The sequence below is a fragment of the Citrobacter telavivensis genome (assembly GCF_041807075.1).
Taxonomy (GTDB): domain Bacteria; phylum Pseudomonadota; class Gammaproteobacteria; order Enterobacterales; family Enterobacteriaceae; genus Citrobacter_A; species Citrobacter_A telavivensis.
Genome location: NZ_JBGUBF010000002.1, coordinates 198530 through 218018, shown reverse-complemented (window position 1 = coordinate 218018; position 19489 = coordinate 198530). Strand labels below are relative to the sequence as shown.

Genomic DNA, 19489 nt, shown 5'->3' with positions numbered 1-19489 from the left:
CATATTTCATAATAATGATAAAAATTCACTCCCCATCACTTCCCCAACCACCAGATTATCAACATCCCTGGCCCCGACCCCCTTACACTTCTCCATCACTCTATCAACCAGTCCTTCATCCATATTTAACTGCTCCCCGGTCGCCACTAAATACCGCTGCGCTAATTTCTCCAGCTTCGCCAGCACAATCCCTTTTAATATCTCTTCATCCAGCGAGCGATAGGCCACCGTGGTCATCCTTGCTAAAAACGCCGGACGAAAATGATGTAACAGCGTCTCCCGTAATTCCCCGTTAAACCGCTCGCTATTTAATTCAGATAGCGGCGTCTCCAGAATCAGTTCCGCCCCGATATTGCTGGTTGCCAGCATCACCGTATTTTTAAAATCGATAATCAGCCCGGTGCCGTCCTCCATCACGCCCTTATCGAAAACGTTATAGAACGCCTCCAGCACGTCCGGGTGCGCCTTTTCGATCTCATCCAGCAGCACCACCGAATAGGGGCGACGACGCACGGCTTCGGTTAATGCCCCACCGCTGCCGTAGCCGACGTAACCCGGCGGTGCGCCTTTGAGCTGGCTGACGGTGTGCGCTTCCTGATACTCGGAAAGATTAATGGTGATGAGGTTACGTTCACCGCCGTACAGGGCATCGGCCAGCGCATACGCGGTTTCGGTTTTGCCAACGCCGGTTGGCCCCACCAGCAGGAACACGCCGACCGGCTTCTGCGGGTCGGTCAGGCCGCTACGATACGCGCGCAGGCGCTGGACGATGGTTTCCAGCGCCGCCTGTTGTCCCATCACCCGTTCGCTCATCCGCTCAACCAGCGTACGCAGGGCGTGGGCTTCATCGGTCAGCATCTGCCCGAGCGGGATCCCCGTCCAGCCGCTAATCACGGCGGCGACAGTGGCGGCGTCTACGCAATCGGCCACCAGCGGCACTTCCTCGCGCAGCTGCGCGGCGGCGGTTTCCAGCTTGCCAATCAGCGCCGCACACTCCACCAACTGCTGCTCCAGTTCTTCGTCATCTTCATCGAGCCGTTCGCTCAGATTCAGCATCCGCTGACGGGCGGAGAGCAGCTCGCCGACCCGCTGGCGCTCATCCTGCCAGCGCCCTTCCACTTCCCGCGCCTGAATCTGGAGTTTCTCCGCCTGCGCCTCCAGCTCGCACAGCCGGTCGTGATGATCAACGCCCACCAGCAGCTCGCGATTCAGCCGTTGCCCCTCTTCCTCAATGGCCGCCCATTGTTGGCGGATCTCTTCGAGCGCGGGCGGCACGTCATGCTGCGCCAGCGCCACCCGCGCGCAGGCGGTGTCGAGCACGCTGATGGCTTTGTCCGGTAGCTGTCGTCCGGAGATGTAGCGCTGCGACAGGCGCACCGCTTCGTGGATTGCACTGTCGAGGATCTGCACGCCGTGATGCGCTTCCAGCTTATCGGCGACCGCCCGCAGCATCACCACCGCGCGATGCTCGTCCGGTTCTTCAATCTGGATACGCTGAAAGCGCCGGTCCAGCGCGGGATCCTTCTCGAAATATTTTTTGTACTCCTGCCAGGTGGTCGCCGCGAGAGTGCGCAGCTCACCGCGCGCCAGTGCCGGTTTCAGCAGGTTGGCGGCGTCGCTGCCGCCCTCGGCGCCCCCCGCGCCAATCAGCGTATGGGCTTCGTCGATAAACAAAATAATCGGCTGAGAGGATTTTTTGACCGCGTCGATCACGCCTTTCAGCCGCTGCTCAAATTCGCCCTTTACGCCTGCGCCAGCCTGCAACAGGCCAAGATCGAGCGCCAGCAGCGACACGTCGCGCAGCGGCGGCGGCACGCTGCCTTCAGTGATGCGTCGCGCCAGCCCTTCGGCGACGGCCGTTTTCCCGACACCAGGCGCACCAACCAGAATCGGGTTGTTCTGTCGACGACGTAGCAGAATGTCGATACACTGGCGGATCTCGCTATCGCGACCGATGATCGGGTCGATCCGTCCCTCGCGCGCATCGCGGGTCAGGTCGTGGGTAAATTGCTCCAGTACGCCGCTTTCATGGTCAGGGCGATCGTCAGACTGCGGCCCGTTTTGTTCCTCCACGGAAAGTCGGCACCAGTTCCGCCACTGATTTTCCAGCGTCATGGCCTGAATGCCGAGCAACAACGGCATCCCCTGTGCCAGTTGGCTACGCAGCCGTTCGCGGGTCAGCAATGCCAGCAGCAGTAACGCCGAACGCACCAGCGCAAGACGCTGGAAGGTCGCCAGCAGAATCGCCCCTTCCAGCAGTTCCACTAGCTGGACGGAAAAGACCGGCATGCGCGTACAGCCGGTTTTAAACTGCGCCTGGGTGCGCTGAATCTCTTCACGCAGCCTGTCCGCAGGGATCGCCGCCTCGCTGAGGCAACAGGCCAGATCGCCCTGTTCCTCATCCAGCAGAGCTAACAACAAATGTTCGGGTTCAACAAACCAGTGTCCCTGTCCCCGGCTCCGTTCAGCCGCCAGCTCCAGCGCGCGAAAGCAATTCGGGTTCAGTCGTTGTACCAATGCTTTTAAATCCATGTTCATCCTCCCTGAAAAACAGACGACAGCAGCACGGCGACGCTTTGCGCCCCTGTAGCTGTGCGGTACGCCCCAGGCGCGGAGGCCGCGCGCGGGACAGATGCGTGTCAAGCGTCAACGTCCCGCGCATGACCAGCTCCAGCGAAATCGCCGCGCCAAACCAGAGGCGTCCGGCCAGGCTCAGCGTGGTGAAGCCTTCGCCACCGGGTAAAAATGTGCGCCATTGCGCGGCACTGCTGGCGATCAGATGGAGCCGGATGCCCGCGTGTTGATGCCAGGCGTGGCGGCCCGCCACGCTGTTGCGCCCCAGCCGACAGCCGGTGCGGCTCTGCGCATCGGCGGGTAATCCCTGCCAGCGCCCCACAAACGCTTCCACCGACACGCTGATGTTCATCATCGCCGCCGCCAGTGCGACAAATCCTGCGGCACCGCGCCTGCGGTTTGCCAACAGACCGCTTTGGATCAGCGATAACGGCACCTGCGCCGGACGCGCCGCGGTCAAAAATCCACACAGCGCCTGCATGAGTTCGCCGCCTGCCGCCTGCTCTCGTCGGGCATAAGGCGTCGCCAGCCGATATACGCTCCGGCTTCGGCAGTCGTGTTCAATCATCCGCTGCTCAAACAGGTTGAGGAAATCCTGTGCCGCCTGTGGCAGCGCCTCCAGTCCCTCGTAGGGTAAAACGCCGTCCGCACCGCCCAGGCCGAGGCTTCGCACCTCTACGCGCGCCCCCTGCAAACGGCCAATCTCCGCCGGGGCAAAGGTCAGCCCCAGCTCACCGCGCAGTTCAGGCGACACGCCGCTCAGTTCGAGCAACCGGACGCACTGCTCCAGCGAAAAGCGCCAGGGTTCGCGCCGAAGCTGCGCTATCACACTATCGGCAGGCTGGGATCGGTATCGCGCCATAGCGGGATCTCCTCGCTGTCATCCTGCAACACGGTATGTACAAAGCAGTTTGCCGTGGCGTTACGCGCCAGAAAACGGGCGATGATCGCGGCAAAAAGCAGGCGACTGCTGGCGGTGAACGCCTGAGGATCCAGCGTCAGCGTGACCCGAATACCGTTACGCCAGCCACGCCATGCGTCGCGACCAGAATGTTCGCTGGCCCGTTCGCAGCGCATCGCGCGGATGCCGTCGATTTGCTGCCAGACCGCCGCCGATTCCCCCGAAGAGGCATACAGAGAGAGCATCTCTTTCAGTGACGCCAGCGCCTCGTCGCCTTCGGTCAACGACACATGATTGAGCACCAGCGAGGAAACCAACTTCCAGCGTGCGTTCCGCTGCCTTACGGACTGACCCGGACTCGTCGGCGTGCCCAGCAAGCACGCCTGCGCTATCGGCCCCGGAAACTCAAAGGCCAGCGGGGTTCCGGCCATCAGCGACGACGCACACTCACCGTTGGTACACAGAAGCGTTGCCGTCAGCGTGGACGCTTCATCGGCGGCAAAGGGATCAAAACGGCTGTCCACCAGCGTCAGCCAGAGATCGTTCTCCTGCCGATAATGTCGCCGCGCATGCCAGAACCATCGAGCATCAGCATGCTGTTGCGCGCCGTAATAGGGCGGCACCGGCCAGGCTTCATCGCGTCGGCTCATCCACAGTTGAACAATGCGGTAGATTTGCATCTCTTTGTCGTAGAGATCGGCGACCAGCCGGTATTCGCTGTGCGTGTGCCCGACGGGCAGCGGTTCCGAGGTTCGCGTAAACAGATTCGCCACCGGTACGCAGTTGAGACGCACATCGTCCCGAGTCAGATGCAGCGCCGTGTCCGGGGCGCGACGAAAAGGAATGCAGAGCGTCATCGTGTCGCCGTGCGGGGTCTGCGGGATCGGCAAATCGAAATACATCAGCGCCTGCGGGCAGTGCATCCAGGCGCTCAACGCCAGCCCGCTCGACTCGACGCCCGGCTCGCTCGCCAACAGGTGCTCCGCATTTTCGAGCCCTACCGGCTGCGGGCGCAGTGGGCCTATCGTGTGGGCATAGAGCAGGTCGAAAAGCGCGGCGTTAACCTGCGCAGAACCCCCCAGGTAAATGCGCAACGTGCGCATCGTCAGCGTGGAAAACTTATAGGGTGGTAAACAACGAAGCCGAAGCGACAATGCACCCCGCGCCTGGCTTAGCCCACATGCCTGACGAGCCGCACTCGCGTCGAGCCAGGTGAGGTCATCGATCGCGACCGGCCACAGCGTATGCTGCAATGCGGTACGCCACCAGACCGTTTCGCCCTCTGCCGTCAGCGCGTACAGCGGCGTACCGGCGGGCAGCGTGTAACCCTGCGTCAGATCGCCTGCCAGCGGATCGGGCGTAAAACGGGCGGTGGCAAATGAGGGATAGGGGCGCAGCAGATGCGGGGTGAGCAGTTCCAGAAGCGATTCACTCAGTTCGCTAAACCCTTCGTCCAGCCGCTGGTTCAGGCGCGCGCTTTGCAGCGCGAACCCTTCCAGCAGCCGCTCGACGTGCGGGTCGGGACAGTCAAATTCGCTTAAACGCAGGCGGGCGGCGATCTTCGGATGCTGGCGGGAAAATTCACCGCTGGCGGCACGCAACCACCGGAGTTCCTGCAAATAATCCTCCAGCAACCTGTCGTCCATCGTTCTCTCCTGTTGGCTTTACCGCCAACGACCATTTTGATACGCCAGATCCAGCGCCAGCAGCGCATCGTCATCCCACAGTTGCGCTTCCAGATGGAGCGCCAGCGTGGTGTGGCGCGCCTCTTTGACACTCACCGTCAACGCTTTAATGCGGGGTTCAAGATGCAAAATCGTGCGTCTGAGCTGGCGACAAAACCAGTCGAGCACCCGATCATCATCCGCATTGATGCCGTGCCATTCGGGAACGCCCCAGGCGAGCAGCGCGGGGAGTGACGCGACGTCTTTCGGCGCGCGGGTGTTGAACAACCTGCGCAGTTCCCGGTAGACCGACTCGCGTGGTGAGATAGCCTCATCCGCCAGCCTGTCGAGTAGCGCAACCGGTATGGAGGAGCTCATCATTAGCTCCCTTTCTTATTCATCGTCATATCCCAGACCGAAGAACTGGTTCCCTGCTGGGTCCCCTCCGATTTCTGCGCGGTAATTTCCCATTTGATTTTGGTGAAATTCAGCGACATCGTTTCGACCGGTTTTCCACCGGACCCGCCGCTTACGCTCAGGTGAGAAATGATGACATTGGTCAGGGTGTAGACGATAAAAGGCAGCATTTTGCCGTCATCATTGCGGCACAGCGTCAGCTTTCCTTCTTTAATCATTTTGCCGCTACAGCAGTATTCGTTGAGCACCGGGGTGGCGAGATCGACAAACTTGGTCAGCGACATCTCCCCTACGTGCGCGCGCCCGGAGGTACGCTCGGTGTTACTGACATCGTTGGTCACCTGCATCGCCACGTTGTGGCTGAAGGACATGATCTCTATCTGATCGGTAAAGCCATCTGCCTGACTTTCGCCCTTGATATCGTCCAGTTTTAAAAAAATAGCATCCATGATTTATCTCCTTTTAATCAGGCGACTGCCGGTGGCGGCAGCTCAGCAACCAGACGAATTGAGGTGGTCAACTCTTCCAGTTGGAAATGCGGGCGCAGAAAAACGACGGCGCGATAAACTCCCGGCTTACCGGGAACGTCGCTGACGTCAACCCGCGCTTCGCGCAGCGGGTAGCGGGCTTTGATCTCCTGCGGCGCGCTATCGCGCAGCAGAACGTAGTCGGCAATCCAGTTATTGAGATAGCTTTCAACCTCGTCGCGGCTCATAAAACTGCCGACTTTGTCGCGCATAATGACCTTGAGATAGTGGGCAAAGCGGGAGGCGGCAAGGATGTAAGGCAGCATCGCGGAAATGCGCGCGTTGGCGTTCGCTTCCGGCGTGTTGTAGATCCGCGCCTGGTTAGTGGTTTGCCCGCCAAAAAATGCGCCCGAGTTGCTGTTCTTTTTGTGGCACAGGGCAACAAACCCCAGATCGTTCAACTCTTTCTCGCGGCGATCGGTAATGGCAATCTCCGTCGGGCAGCGCAAACTGATGTCGCCGGAAGGCGTGCTGAAGGTATGCGCCGGAAGATCTTCCACCAGCCCGCCGCCTTCCGCTCCGCGAATCGCCGCGCACCAGCCGTACAACGCAAAGGCATCGGTGATCCGATTTGCCAGCTTCCACGCCGCATTACCCCACAGGTACTTACTGGCATCCAGGCCGTTGACGTCCTCAACGAAGTTGACGCCTTCCACGGGTACGGTATCCGGGCCATAGGGCAGGCGCTGTAATACATGGGGTAAAACCAGCGTCACATAGCGGGACTCATCGCTTTCACGGAATGCCCGCCATTTGATCAGCTCAGCACTTTCGAAGATCTTCGCCAGACTGCGCGGCACGCCAAGCTCAGCGAACGATCCCATATCAAACAGACGTGGGCTGGCTGCGGCAATAAAGGGGGCATGAGCCGCCGCCGCGACCTGCGAAATTTTCTCCAGCAGCGCCACATCCTGCGGATGGCGACCAAATTCATAATCGCCGACCAGCACGCTATAGGGGTTGCCGCCAAAGGTGCCGTATTCATCTTCATACAGCTTTTTGAACAACGTGCTTTGATCGAACTCCACCGCTTTTTCGAGATCGTTTTGCAGCGCTTTACGCGAGACGTTAAGCAAACGCAGCTTGAGTCGGGAACTGGTTTCGGTGTTCATCACAAACTGATGAAGCCCGCGCCAGGACGCCTCCAGCCGCTGCATATCCGGATGGTGCAGCACCTCATTAAGCTGAGCGCTAATGAGCGCGTCAATTTGTGCGATACGGTGGTTGATCATGGCGACAGTGTCGCTTTCCACCGTCATGCCTTCATCAAGGATCTGCGTTGCCAGCTCTTCCAGCATGTCGCGCGCGTAGGTCTGCTGCAGTTCATCGCGCGCCATACGCCCTTCCTGAATGATGCGATCCAATACGCTCAGCGTGACCGTTTGCCCGCCTGTTTCAGCCTGTTCCTGAACCGTTTCCATTGTTCGTTCCTCTTCGGTTAGGCATTTTCTGCCGGCTTGTCTTCCGCTGTTGACCGCAACGCCTGAAGTTCAGCATTGTCATTGACCACCTGCTGGAGCAGGGCATCCAGATCGTCGTTGCCATCCAGTTTGGTCAGCAGATCGCGCAGGCGCTGACGGGCAAGAAACAGGCGCTGAAGGGGTTTCACTTGATCGATAATGTTGAGAGGAGAGAAATCGTCGATGGTTTTGAAATGAAGCTCAATGTTGAATTTGCTGTCATCATTTGCCAGCCGATTCTCCACCTGGAGCGCCAGGCGGGGGGCGATCGACGCGAGCACATCATCAAAGTTATCACGATCGATATCGACAAACCGCCGGTCACGTAGCTTTTCAGGTGGGGTCGCCGGCTGGCCGGATAAATCGGCTAAAATACCGACAACAAGAGGCAATTCTTTTTTTTCTATTGCTCCACCCGTTTCCACGTCATAGGTAATTTGCACCCGTGGTGGTCTAATACGACTGAGTTTATGTTGAATACTCTCTGCCATAACTTGTCCTTTTCGCAATAAAAATCCCGAGTGCAATCCTGCGTGCACCTTTATTTGAAAACGTTATTTCAGAATAATCAATCGCCATTATAAAAAACACAATGGAAAATAAATATCAACCAATTTTTGTTTTCTGGATGAGAATCTTCCTGGTTGATCAATATCACATGCAAAGAACAAAAGGTTCATTATTCAATGAGATACTGAAAAGTAGATGATAGAGTGAATATTCCATACGGTATATTCACTCTACGGGCACACCCTATTTTCACCTGTTTATTTAATGATTAACGCCGAATAATGATTTAAATCAACTAAACAAACCTCACCATTAATTATTTTCTTAACGGGGATATAAAAGGAATTTATATGACTAACGGCATAAGCCATGTAGCCAGAATAATATTTATGACTTGTTTAGCATTACTTAATAATGGCTGTTCATTCTGGTCAAATCAGGTGGAATTAAAGACGGTGGTCATCGACACCGCTGCGGATGCTAATGATAACACCCCTGTCGCCGTGGATATTGTCGCCATTGCCGATGCCTCACTTGTGCCTGTGGTGCAGACGCTTTCAGCAACGCAGTGGTTTAACGCCAGAGCGCAACTACAGCGCGATTACCCTGGCGGTTTGCACGTGTGGTCTCTGGAACTGGTTCCCGGCTCCCGCTTTACCGCTGATGACAATCCGCTGAGCGGTGCTCCTGCAGAAGCCACGCTGCTGTTTGCCCGCTATCGCAGCGAAGGCGAGCACCGCCTGCGACTGGACAAAACCACCGCCCTGCATCTGCAACTGATGGCGGACGAGGCGGTACTGGCTCCTGAACAAGGAAAGTAATATGACGACAATTCCGGCAATGGTCTGCTGGTATGAAGGGATGGCGATGCTGCCGCAGCATTTCCAGTTGCAGTCGCTGCGCCATGACGCCCTCGCCGCCGCGCTTGCCGGTCATGCTAACCCGTGGTTCTGGGGGGTGAACCATCTGGAGATTGACGATGCCGCGCTTTGCGCCGGTACTCTGCGACTCTTACGCCTGACGGCGATCATGCCCGATGGCTTACCCATTGACTACGATATCCAACGCGATCCGCCGCTGGAATTTGACTGCACTCGCCTGCTTCCGGCTGCCGCTGACAGCGAACACACGCTCTGGCTGGCGCTGCCGTCGGCAAACCGCGGTGGTCAGTGGCAGCCGTTTACCACCCGCTTTCGTTCCGTCACCAGCGCACCGCTACCCGATTTAACCAGCGGAGAGTTTCCCGAATCCATTGCCAGCTGGCAGCCGGCACCGCGTCTGGTCAGTCTGCATGAACGCGCCGATCTCCTCTGCCTGCCGCTGATTCAGGTGGTCTATACCGAAGGGGGATTTCGCCGCAACGACTGGTTCCCCCCGTCGCCTCAGGTGGTCGAGGGCAGTACGCTCTGCCAACAGGCTCGTGAACTTTGTCTGCTGGCCAGAGAGAAGATCCTGTTTCTCAGCCGTGAAGCGCAACTTGCCAGGCAGAACGACAATACCCACAACTGGCTCTGGCTGACGCTTTGCCTGCAAAGTATTCAGGGAGTACTGCCGCTGCTGGAATGTCTGGTAAACAGCGGAAAGACCCATCCGGCGGATCTGTTTCGCACACTGTGTTTATTCTGCGGTCAGACCGCTGTCCTGACTCAGGATAAACCCCTGCCCTGGCTTCCCGGTTTCGACTACGAAAATATGCAGCCAGGATTTACCGCGCTGTTTACGCTGCTGCGCACGCAACTGGCACATATCCATCGCCGTCGACTGCGGCTGAATTTTACTGCCGGGGAGGACGACTTCTCCCTGACGCTGCCTGGCGGGACACGCGCGGGTGAGCAGGTGGTGATAGGTATCCTGATGCCCGACGGTAGCCCGCTGTCGGCGGTCGACTGGCTACAGGCGTCACTGATTGCCTGCCAGCCGTTTCTGCCGATCTTACGCCGCCAGCGCATGCACGGCATGTCCGTCGTACCGCTTGCGGCACAACAGCGGACGGAGTGGGAAACCGACAGCACCATCGCACTGTTTACCCTTACGCTCACCACGCAATGGTTTGAGCACGACGCCCCACTGGTCATCGCCCCACTGCATGAGACCAGCGTCAGACCTGAGCGGATCATGCTTTATCGGCAGGAGGCGCAATACCATGCCGATGGCGACTGACATGCCCGCAAGCCGTCTGTTTGATACGGTTTTTACCCGCTGGCTGGCGCAATTTGAACGCTGGAAAACCAGCACGCTGGCACCGGAAATGCTGTATCAACAGGCATTCTCCTGGAGTAATCAGGTCGTCGCGGACTACACGCAGCGGTTGAACCGGGTGTTAGGCAGTCCGTTTCAGGCGCAGATCGATGCCGCCGTGTATGCGCTGGTCGCGCTGATTGATGAGACGGTGCTCTACACGTCATGGCCTGCGCACCTCCCGTGGCAGGCGTGCCCGCTGGAATACCACCTCTGGCAAACGCATCGCGCGGGGGATGCGTTACCGCAGCGCATTCAAACCCTGCTCAGCGAACGTCAACCGGGCCAGCGCGATGTCGCCGCACTCTATTTACGCTGCCTGACGCTGGGCTTTGGCATCAACCGCGACGATTTCAATGAAACCGCGCATCAGGAGACCTGTCGGTTACTGTGGCATTTTGCTTTTCAGCAGGATCCCCGGGCCGATGACATTGCCGCACGCCTGAATGCCGACTCGCTGGGGGCACCGCTGCAACTGCCTCCCCGCCGCCGTCTGCCCGATCACTCTCGTCTGCATCTGGTCGCGCTGATCGTGCTGTTGGCGCTGTTATTGCTGAGCCAACATCTGTGGCTGGGCCTCGAAGAGGCCATTGGCGTGAATACGCTACCGGACTTTTCCGCGACGCAACTTTGCCCGGAGGAGACGCCATGACGCAGCCGTGGCTGTCGCTTACGATCCTCGTGCTGGTGCTGCTGGCGATCACGCTGTGGTGCGTCTGGTGGCAATGGCAATATCGTAACGACACCTTTATCCGCGCGCAAAAGGAGATCCAGCGCGCCAATGGCGGACAGGATCCTTACGACAGCACCCGGATCCTGATGCTGGGCAACGAGGAGGACAACCGTCTGCTGTGCCGCACCTGGTCATTAACCGACGGCGCGGAGTCCTGGTTCGGGCAGTGGTGGTTTGATGCGCAGTGCAGCCTGCTCTGCGTGCCGCATTCGCTGCAAACCACGGGGAAAAAACGGCTTATCCGGCAGAACGACTGGCAAAAGATGATGGCGGCACTGGTGAAAAGTCGCCCTCAGCGCCCGCTGGATGCGCTGATCCTGACGCTTCCGCTCGCGGATTTAGAGAGCGATGCATACGCTTATCTGTCAGAACGCTGCCAGCAGATCCAGCAGGTGTGCGGCCTCAGCCTGCCTGTTTATCTCTTAATCAGCGGTATGGAAGCGCAGGACGGCGTGCGGACGCTGTTGCGCCAGCTCCCGTCCCTGGCTCAGGGAAGCGCCATCGGGAGCGCGATTTCTTGTCCCCGGGAAGCCGTCTGGAAACCACAGTGGATTGACGATGCGCTGGAGAACACCCGTTTCTCACTGCGCCAGGCGGTCACTGAACTTGGCGCGCTCAGTGGCAGTACGCCAGCATCGCTGTTTCGTCTGCCGGAGTTTTTTCCGTCGCTGGCGACGGCGCTTCACGCCAGTTTCGATGGGCTTCTGAGCAGCAATGCCCGCGATGAACCGCCGCTACTGCGTGGGATCTGGTTTGTCACTCATCACGTGGTGGACGAAAAGCCGCAGATGGCGTTCTGTCAGACGCTTCTGCATGACAAAATCACCGCGGAACGGGGGCTGGCGCTGCCGGTACGTCGCCTGCTGCGGCTTAATCTGCGCCGCCATTTTATTGTCCTCGCGGGCTACAGCGCGCTGTGCGTCGTCTGGCTGGCGGTGATGCTCTGGCGCTGGCCGTCTCAGCATACCAACGCCCTGTTGCTGCATAACCAGTTGCAGAGTCTCGCGACGCAAATTGCCCCCAGCGATACGCCAGGTGAACGTTCTGCCACGCGGTACTGGCGGATGGTGAATGACGTCCCGCAGTGGCATTTTCGCTCGCTCATCTGGCCAGGATCGCTGTTCAGCCGGACTGACAGCAAACTGAGCACCACCTTTCATGATGCAACGCTGCGCAGCCTGCTGGTGCCGGCGATGAACAGCATCTGCCTGCAACATCAGAGCGCAACGCGCGGCGATAGCCTGCGCGAACGGGACGATCTGCTGGCGGAAGAGCGTTACCGGCAGATCCTGTTTTTACTCGAGCAGACGAAGCAGATGGAGACCCAGTATCTGCCGTTGCTGCAACTGACACAGGTCAAACGCCCCACGGTGCAGACGCTGGCCGAGGTCTCTTCAACCGTCTGGGGGGTTAACGTGGAAGTCGCTGCCCTGCCCGCCACGTCTGAGCTTAATGAGATGCTCGCCACGCTCCCCGTAAGCCAGATGAACCTGCCCGATGCCAGCGAACTGACCCAGCGCAACAGCGAACAGTTTACCCGCGAGACCCGGCGCTGGCTGGCGCAAATCTACGATAACGCCAGTCTGGAAATCTATGCCAGGCAACTCGACGAGCTGCTGCTGACATTCAGCAGTAACGAAGAGATTAACGCGGATTTCGTGCGCCTGCTGATGCGGCAGATAAGTCGGCTGCAGAACGCCCTGACCACGCTCAATAGTCTCAGTCAGGACGCGGCGCACTCCCCTGCACGGCTTGCGCTGAACACCTTGCAGACCCAGACGCAGGCGCGGCGCCTGCTCGACCGGACGGCCATTCATAATCTACTTAACGATGAGGAACAACTGCGTCAGCGGTTGGTGGCTCAGATTGATCGCTCTCTACTGCATTTTTCCACGCTGACCGCGCAATCCACAGAGGGCGAATTCCATGTTTCCCCCGACATTCTGGCGCTGCAAAAAAGTTTACGCGATCTGCTGAATCAACCGTTCTGGCAGCGAGGCGCGGGGCAGCCGCCTCCTGAGCGCTTAGGCTATCCCGGCGATCCACAGATTCAGCAGGCTGCAACGCTGTTTGCCGGCTATCAGCGGTATAGTGAACAGCTCCCCGACAGCCTCTGGCGACCCCGGCTCAATGAACTGGCGCAGAATGCCGTCGAGCGCGCCATTCGTCAGACGCTCTACCGCGGCGTTCCTGGCACCGCACCGGCGCGAGAGCTCAACACGGAAAATGCCGATCGCGTCATCGCGGCGCTGACGCAGATCAATCGCCCGGCTCTCGCCAGCGCGCTGCGCCAGCAGGTTGCCGCACAGATCATTGCGCGGGTCAATGATGAAGGCGGCGCACGTCTGCCCGGCATCCGCCCGCCGTCGGTCAACACGGCGACGCCGGAGCAGGCACAGGCGAGCGGACAGCAGGTGATGGGCTGGGCCACCGCCCAGACGGAGCAAATTTCCGCGACGCTCACCCGCTACCAGCAACCGATAGAATGGCTCAGCACGCAGCGTCCGTGGCTGACCGCCGCGCAAAATCAGCAAATCGCCCGCTGGGTCAGTTCGCAGGAGACGTTAATGCGCCTGCAACAGCAGGATCCCACCAGTGCACCGGCACAACTGCAAACCCTCGCCGCAACATTACCCACATTAACCGCCCAAAATTGTCAGAGCGAACTGGCTTCGTTTCATGCATCGGGTCAGCAGGATTTTTACAGCGCCTCGCTGAACGCGTTGCTCAGCGCCTCGGCGCAAAACTGTCAACAACTGCGCCAGCAGGGCAGCGTCGGCGTGGTGCAGAACATCTTCACGTTGTATAACAACTGGCTTGCCGGGCGTTTCCCTTTCACGGCGCGGCCCCATGCCCCGGATGCGGATGTGGATCGGGTTCGCGAACTGGTGTCGCTGCTGGCGAAACTGCCGCCGGAAACGCTCGCAGACCAACCCGCGCTGATTCGCCAGTTAGCCGCCGCACAGCCGTTGCTTTCCGCACTGGTCTCGCCAGACGGTGTGGTGGTGCGGGTGAACTGGCGGACGCAGCGCAATCAGGAAGCCGGTGCGGATCAAATCGTCGACTGGCGGTTAAGCGGTAATCAGCAGACCCTGATCTGGCCCGGCGGCACCAGCGCCGATCTGCACTGGCGCAGCGGCGATAATCTGACGTTCAGCCTGCGCTGGGCGGCAAATTCCGCGTGGCGTCCCGTGCCGGATACCACCGTCGTCGGCCTGAGCGTGGCGGGCGATACGGCACGCTGGCGCTGGCAAGGGGCATGGGCGCTGCTGCGCATGACAGACCAGCAGCGCATCGGCGGCGCACTGGCGCAGCCTGTGCCGCTTCGTTTTTCACTGCCGGTGAGCGACGGACAACAGCGCTCTCGTGCGACCGTCAATATCCAGTTTGCGTTACTGAATGCGCAAGACAATGCACCGCTGCCCTGGGTCATCCTGACTGAACAGGGATTTTCGGGAGAACATCAATGGAACAGATAGACGCGTTACTTATTCCCATTAGTCCGGACAGCCCCTGTGGGGAGTCCATCCGCTATTCGCCCGAGTTCGATCGGTTGGTCAGCGCGCGCCAGGAGGACGATGAGTCATTGCCCACCGGCGTCTGGCAGAGCGCACCACGGCGCGCCGACTGGGAGGAGGTCGCCAGACTGGCCAGCCACCTGACCACCACGCGAAGTAAAGATCTGGTGGTGATGGCCTGGCTTGGCGATGCCTGGATTCGCCTGCACGGAGTGTCGGCCCTGCCGCGCGCGCTGGCGCTGCTGACGCTGGCGCTGGAACATTACCCGGGCGAGTTGCATCCGCAGATTAGAGACGGGGATTATGATTATCGCGCCGCACCGCTTAGCTGGGTGGCGCAGCATTATGCCATGCTGGTTGCCAATGCCCCGCTGTTTGCGGTCAACGGCGCAAGCATCACGCTCGGCCAGTGGCAGCAGGGTCATCATCCCAGCCCACCGTTCAGCGAGGCCAGCCGCCCTGTCGCCGAAGCGCTGGAGGCCAGTCTGCACTGGCTGCAGCGCCTGAACGCGGTCTGCCAGCACTGGCCGGAAGCGTCCGCGCCCTCCTTTCGCGTGCTGGAACAAAAGATCAAAACCTGCCAACAGGCGCTGGGCAGCGCACCACCTGAAAACACGCAGACGGTGGCCGTCAATGAACCGCCGACGGTATCGTCCCCCGTCACTTTCGCCAGCCGCGAGGAGGCCTATCAGATGCTTCGCCAGGTTGCCAGCTATCTGCAACGAACGGAGCCGCACAGTCCGGTACCTTATCTGCTTGAGCGCGCCTGGGCCTGGGGACACACGCCCTTGCCGGAGCTACTTCAGGAATTAATCAGCGGAGATGAATCCGCCCGCCGACTCTGGCGGCAACTGGGGGTGCTACCATGAGTTGTCCCGCCGTTTGTACCGGGGCCATGATGCAGTGCTCGTTTGGCATTGCGCCTTCGACGTTAAACGTCCTGCCCGTCAACCGTACGCTGGTCAATAGCCTGCCGATGGCAAATATTATGGATAACCGACCGTTCGTTAATATTCTGCCCTTTGGCATGTGCAGCAGCCTGGCTAACCCTATGGTGGCGGCGGCCACCGCCGCCGCGCTGGGCGTGCTTACCCCCATGCCGTGTATTCCCGCAACCGTTGCGCCGTGGGCGCCTGGTTCACCAACAATCATGGTCGGCAACGCTCCGGCACTGAATGCGCAGTCCAGACTGATGTGCGCCTGGGGCGGGGTGATTCAAATCAGTTTTCCGGGACAGATGACGACGATGGTGAGTTAAACACACGGACGGCGAAGTGCGGGTTAGCCCATATGCTTACCCGCACATCATCACGCCGGTTACCGGTAGTTGACCTTCATATTTTTCGACAAGGGTTCAATGACCGTGGAGACCAGAATAAAGCACAGAACACAGAATCCGGTCATCGCCATGAACACCGCATCCCAGTTGTAGGCATCCAGAATTATGCCCACAATCAGCGGCATACACATTCCGCCCAGTTGTCCGCCCATGTTGATCACGCTATAAGCGATCGGGTAAATGTCTTTATTCGCCCGTCCCATCGCGTAGACCGAGTAAGCCGAATAGCCCAGCGACAGCATCAGCCCCAACAGGAACAGCATCAGCGACAGAACGATTTTGCTTTCCGGCGCATAAACCAGCGAGTACATGGTGAAAATCGTCGCCCCGGCACTGAGCAACATCAGCGGTTTACGCCGCTTGTTCAGCACCCGATCGGAAAGAACGCCGCCAATAAAGTTGCCCATTACCGTCCCGAGGAACGGTGCCGCGGCCAGAGCGGCAGAACTCGTCAGATCGAATCCGCGCTCGGTGATCAGATACTTGGGCAGCCAGGACATCAGCACGCTGACAATCCCCACCATCGAAAAGTATCCCAGCGCGACGCCGTAAATATCCCAGCAACGGAAAACCTGCTTCGAACAGGACAGTTCTTCCACCTGCTTTGTGCGAATCAGCTTGTCGAGCCAGCAATAATTGAACTCTGGCGCGACCGGTGCGGCGGCTTCCTGGGTCGTCGCCGGCAGCTGTTCTTCACGGATATAAGCGACTTCTTGCTCATTAACGAAGCGGCTTTCTTCCGGCTTATTGCGAACCATCAGATACCAGAAGATCGCCAACAGCATGCCCGGAATAGCAAAGAAAACAAAAATATAACGCCATCCCCAGACGGTGATTATCCATGCGCACAACGGCGGGACAATCAGCGGACCAAACTTGGATCCCGCCAGAAACAGCCCGGTCGCCGTCCCTTTCTCCTTCGACGGGAACCACTGGTTAATGGTCACCGTCGAGCCAATAACCACCGGCGACTCACAGACGCCCACCATAAAACGCAGGATCTTTAGCAGGAAAATGTTATTCACCATCCCCATCAACCCCGTAAACACGGAGGTTAATAACATCCCCATCGCAAAGGCATTACGCATCCCGAATTTCTTAATTAAATACCCGGCAGGGATCTGAAAAAAAGCATATCCGGCAAAGAACAGGCTGATCAACAACCCGGCCATGGTATTCGAGATTTGAAACTCTTCCTGAATAAACGGAATAGCAAAGCCGATATTCGCGCGGTCGGCGTTCGCCACGGTGTAGGTAACAAAGATAAAACTCATGACCCACCATCTGTAATGGGTCATCTTCGGTTTCCCGATATTATTATTCATCATGTCTGTTTCCGTATCAGAGGTCAGAATTGTTCGCTGCGAAAATTAAATTCACCGTAGGTTCTGGCACGCGAAAGACTGCTCAACAATACCGGCTCGATCGTGCTGCGGATCAGGTTTGCGATATCCAGCAGGTCAGGCAGGGAAATCCCCGTATCGAGCCCCATTCGGTTAAACATATTCACCGCATCCTCGGTCGCCGCATTGCCGGCGGCGCCTGGCGCAAAAGGACACCCGCCCAGTCCGCCGACGGCGGTCTCAAAGCGCGTGATCCCGGACTGAACGCCAGCAAACATGCAGGCCAGCGCCATGCCGTGGGTATTATGCAGATGCAAACCAATATCCATTTTGGGGAATTTCTGCTGGATCCCGTGCAGCACGGACAACGTCTGGGTCGGGTTGGCGACGCCGATGGTATCGCACAGGGTGATCGCCGAAATCCCGAGGTCATCCGCAAACTTGATCATATCCATCAACGTTTCACGACTCGTCTCGCCAATAAACGGGCAGCCAAATACCGTCGCCAGCGACAGCGTGATGGTCATATCCGCAAAGGTCTGGCGAATGTTATAAAGATCCTCCAGCGATTCGGCATGGGTCCGGTTAATGTTGGCCTTGTTGTGCGCCGGGCTGACCGAAACGACATAGTTAATATTTTTAATACCCGCCTCATTAGCGAGGCTCGCACCCTTTATGTTCGGTACTAACACGGAGGGAATAATATGCGGATGCGTGGTCAGAACATGCTGAATAACCTCACGGGCATCACGCATTTGTGGGATCGCTTTCGGGCTGACCATCGAGGTGATTTCCATCGCACCGATACCCGCCTCAACCAGACGATCGATAATTTTTATTTTTAAATCGGTGGGGATAAACGTTTTGATATTCTGAAAGCCGTCTCTCGGTCCCACTTCCGTAATCTGGATAAATGTCGACATGGTGAAATCCCTTACAGAATGCCTGAACGAATGAGCTGCTCAATTTTTTCATCTGAATAGTTCAGACGTTCTTTAAGCACTTCGTAATTGTGTTGACCGAGCGTTGGCGCAGGCATTCTGATGGTTGCCTTGTTATGCGTGAATTTAACCTGATTGCCGGTCATGGTAATTTTCCCGGCGACCGGGTGTTCAATATCGACAAACATTTCGCGGGCTCCGGCAATATGTGGATCCTGCGTCACGCGGTCAATGGTATTGATCGGCGCAGAAGGAATACCGGCATCCAGCAGCAACGTCACGATGGTGTCGATATCTAAATCGCGGGTCCAGCATTCGATTATTTCTTTCAGTTCGGCGTGGTGGGCGACACGGTCGAGGTTAGATTTAAATTTCTCATCTTCCAGGGCGCTTATTTGCAGGACGTGTTTCAGTAGACCGTATAATTTGTCATTACCGCAGGCAATAATGACGTAGCCATCACGCGCCTGGAAAGAGTCATACGGATAAATCGCTTCATAGCGGTTACCAATACGCGTCGGAATACGTCCGGTATTAAGGTAAATAATGTTGATAATTTCCAGTGACGATACCATCGAGTCGACCAGCGCAATATCCACTTTTTCACCGACACCGGTTTTCAGACGATTAACGTAAGCGGCAAGGACGCCGATGGCGCAACTCATTCCGCCAACCACATCGGCAATGGCTGTTCCGGTACGAGTAGGCGGTGTATCAGGCCAACCGGTAGTGCTCATCAATCCACTCATGGCCTGGCCGATAATGTCGTAGCCCGCGCGTTTCGAATACGGTCCGGTATGACCAAAGCCGGAAACCGCGCCGTAAATAATCGCCGGATTTACTTTGCGTAAATCCTCATAACCGAGCCCCAGTTTTTCCATCACCCCTGGGCGATAGTTTTCCAGCACCACGTCGCTGTCGCGGACTAAATCGAGGAATATCTGTCGACCTTCTTCCGATTTAAGATTCAGCGTCATCCCGCGCTTATTGCGGTTTAAATTCATGAAATAGGCACTTTCGCCATTTATCTGCGGCGCGTTAGCCCGCGAATCATCCCCTTTTCCCGGCAATTCGATTTTAATGACATCTGCGCCGAAATCCGCCAGCATCATCCCGCAATAGGGACCAGCCAGTACCCGGGTTAAATCCAGAACGCGAACCCCACTTAATACACCAGACTGTTTATTCATTCTTTCCCTCACTTTTTATTGGATAGTGCAACAAGGCTGCTCGCCTGTACCCTGTGCAATCCAAGATGCGTGCCAGAAATGAATAAAACAAAAATTAACATCATAACCAGATGATATTACTGACCTTATTGATT

16 protein-coding genes are annotated in these 19489 nt (G+C 57.8%); 6 read left to right on the top strand and 10 right to left on the bottom strand.

Annotated elements, in window-relative coordinates; all coding sequences use genetic code 11:
* Positions 1 to 6 precede the first annotated feature (6 nt).
* From tssH to tssB, 7 genes are read right to left on the bottom strand one after another with little or no spacing between them, the layout of a single operon-like run.
* The gene (gene tssH / locus ACERJC_RS12190; protein ID WP_373671791.1) at positions 7 to 2532 is read right to left on the bottom strand and encodes a type VI secretion system ATPase TssH; all 2526 of its coding nucleotides are present in this window, start codon (positions 2530 to 2532) and stop codon (positions 7 to 9) included.
* Positions 2465 to 3436: a type VI secretion system baseplate subunit TssG gene (locus ACERJC_RS12185; RefSeq protein ID WP_373671790.1), complete on the bottom strand. Its 972-nt coding sequence runs from the start codon at positions 3434 to 3436 to the stop codon at positions 2465 to 2467. Before ACERJC_RS12185 ends, tssH begins: the two co-directional genes overlap by 68 nt.
* A complete protein-coding gene (gene tssF, locus ACERJC_RS12180; protein WP_373671789.1) occupies positions 3400 to 5121 on the bottom strand; it encodes a type VI secretion system baseplate subunit TssF in 1722 nt (573 codons plus the stop codon). The genes ACERJC_RS12185 and tssF overlap by 37 nt, the downstream gene beginning before the upstream one ends.
* Positions 5122 to 5139: 18 nt before the next feature.
* On the bottom strand, positions 5140 to 5520 hold the full coding sequence (tssE, locus tag ACERJC_RS12175) for a type VI secretion system baseplate subunit TssE (RefSeq protein ID WP_373671788.1): 381 nt from the start codon (positions 5518 to 5520) through the stop codon (positions 5140 to 5142).
* Positions 5520 to 6005, bottom strand: a complete 486-nt coding sequence (locus ACERJC_RS12170; protein ID WP_373671787.1) for an Hcp family type VI secretion system effector — start codon at positions 6003 to 6005, stop codon at positions 5520 to 5522. Before ACERJC_RS12170 ends, tssE begins: the two co-directional genes overlap by 1 nt.
* A 17-nt stretch (positions 6006 to 6022) precedes the next feature.
* Complete coding sequence (gene tssC, locus ACERJC_RS12165) at positions 6023 to 7504, bottom strand: type VI secretion system contractile sheath large subunit (protein WP_178826476.1); 1482 nt, start codon at positions 7502 to 7504, stop codon at positions 6023 to 6025.
* A gap of 17 nt (positions 7505 to 7521) precedes the next feature.
* Positions 7522 to 8034: a type VI secretion system contractile sheath small subunit gene (gene tssB / locus ACERJC_RS12160; RefSeq protein ID WP_373671786.1), complete on the bottom strand. Its 513-nt coding sequence runs from the start codon at positions 8032 to 8034 to the stop codon at positions 7522 to 7524.
* 408 nt (positions 8035 to 8442) lie between these two features.
* On the opposite strand from tssB, the gene ACERJC_RS12155 reads away from it, so the two are divergent.
* The 6 genes from ACERJC_RS12155 to ACERJC_RS12130 are packed head-to-tail and all read left to right on the top strand — an operon-like array spanning position 8443 to position 15800.
* Positions 8443 to 8874, top strand: a complete 432-nt coding sequence (locus ACERJC_RS12155; protein ID WP_373671785.1) for a T6SS protein Cts2N — start codon at positions 8443 to 8445, stop codon at positions 8872 to 8874.
* A gap of 1 nt (position 8875) precedes the next feature.
* On the top strand, positions 8876 to 10213 hold the full coding sequence (gene tssK, locus ACERJC_RS12150; protein WP_373671784.1) for a type VI secretion system baseplate subunit TssK: 1338 nt from the start codon (positions 8876 to 8878) through the stop codon (positions 10211 to 10213).
* Complete coding sequence (locus ACERJC_RS12145; protein WP_373671783.1) at positions 10197 to 10943, top strand: DotU family type IV/VI secretion system protein; 747 nt, start codon at positions 10197 to 10199, stop codon at positions 10941 to 10943. The genes tssK and ACERJC_RS12145 overlap by 17 nt, the downstream gene beginning before the upstream one ends.
* Entirely contained in the window at positions 10940 to 14503 is a 3564-nt protein-coding gene (locus ACERJC_RS12140) for a type VI secretion system protein (RefSeq protein ID WP_373671782.1), read from the top strand. Before ACERJC_RS12145 ends, ACERJC_RS12140 begins: the two co-directional genes overlap by 4 nt.
* Positions 14491 to 15411 (top strand): type VI secretion system protein TssA, encoded by a 921-nt coding sequence (tssA, locus tag ACERJC_RS12135; protein ID WP_373671781.1) that lies wholly within the window; start codon positions 14491 to 14493, stop codon positions 15409 to 15411. The genes ACERJC_RS12140 and tssA overlap by 13 nt, the downstream gene beginning before the upstream one ends.
* Positions 15408 to 15800, top strand: coding sequence for a DUF4280 domain-containing protein (locus ACERJC_RS12130; protein ID WP_373671780.1), 393 nt, complete (start codon positions 15408 to 15410; stop codon positions 15798 to 15800). The genes tssA and ACERJC_RS12130 overlap by 4 nt, the downstream gene beginning before the upstream one ends.
* Positions 15801 to 15859: 59 nt before the next feature.
* On the opposite strand, the gene ACERJC_RS12125 is transcribed toward ACERJC_RS12130, so the two are convergent.
* The 3 genes from ACERJC_RS12125 to ACERJC_RS12115 are packed head-to-tail and all read right to left on the bottom strand — an operon-like array spanning position 15860 to position 19355.
* A complete protein-coding gene (locus ACERJC_RS12125; protein ID WP_152401912.1) occupies positions 15860 to 17209 on the bottom strand; it encodes an MFS transporter in 1350 nt (449 codons plus the stop codon).
* Positions 17210 to 17229: 20 nt separating this feature from the next.
* Positions 17230 to 18147: a hydroxymethylglutaryl-CoA lyase gene (locus tag ACERJC_RS12120; RefSeq protein WP_373671779.1), complete on the bottom strand. Its 918-nt coding sequence runs from the start codon at positions 18145 to 18147 to the stop codon at positions 17230 to 17232.
* Between the two features lie 11 nt (positions 18148 to 18158).
* Positions 18159 to 19355 (bottom strand): CaiB/BaiF CoA transferase family protein, encoded by a 1197-nt coding sequence (locus ACERJC_RS12115; protein WP_152401908.1) that lies wholly within the window; start codon positions 19353 to 19355, stop codon positions 18159 to 18161.
* Positions 19356 to 19489 lie beyond the last annotated feature (134 nt).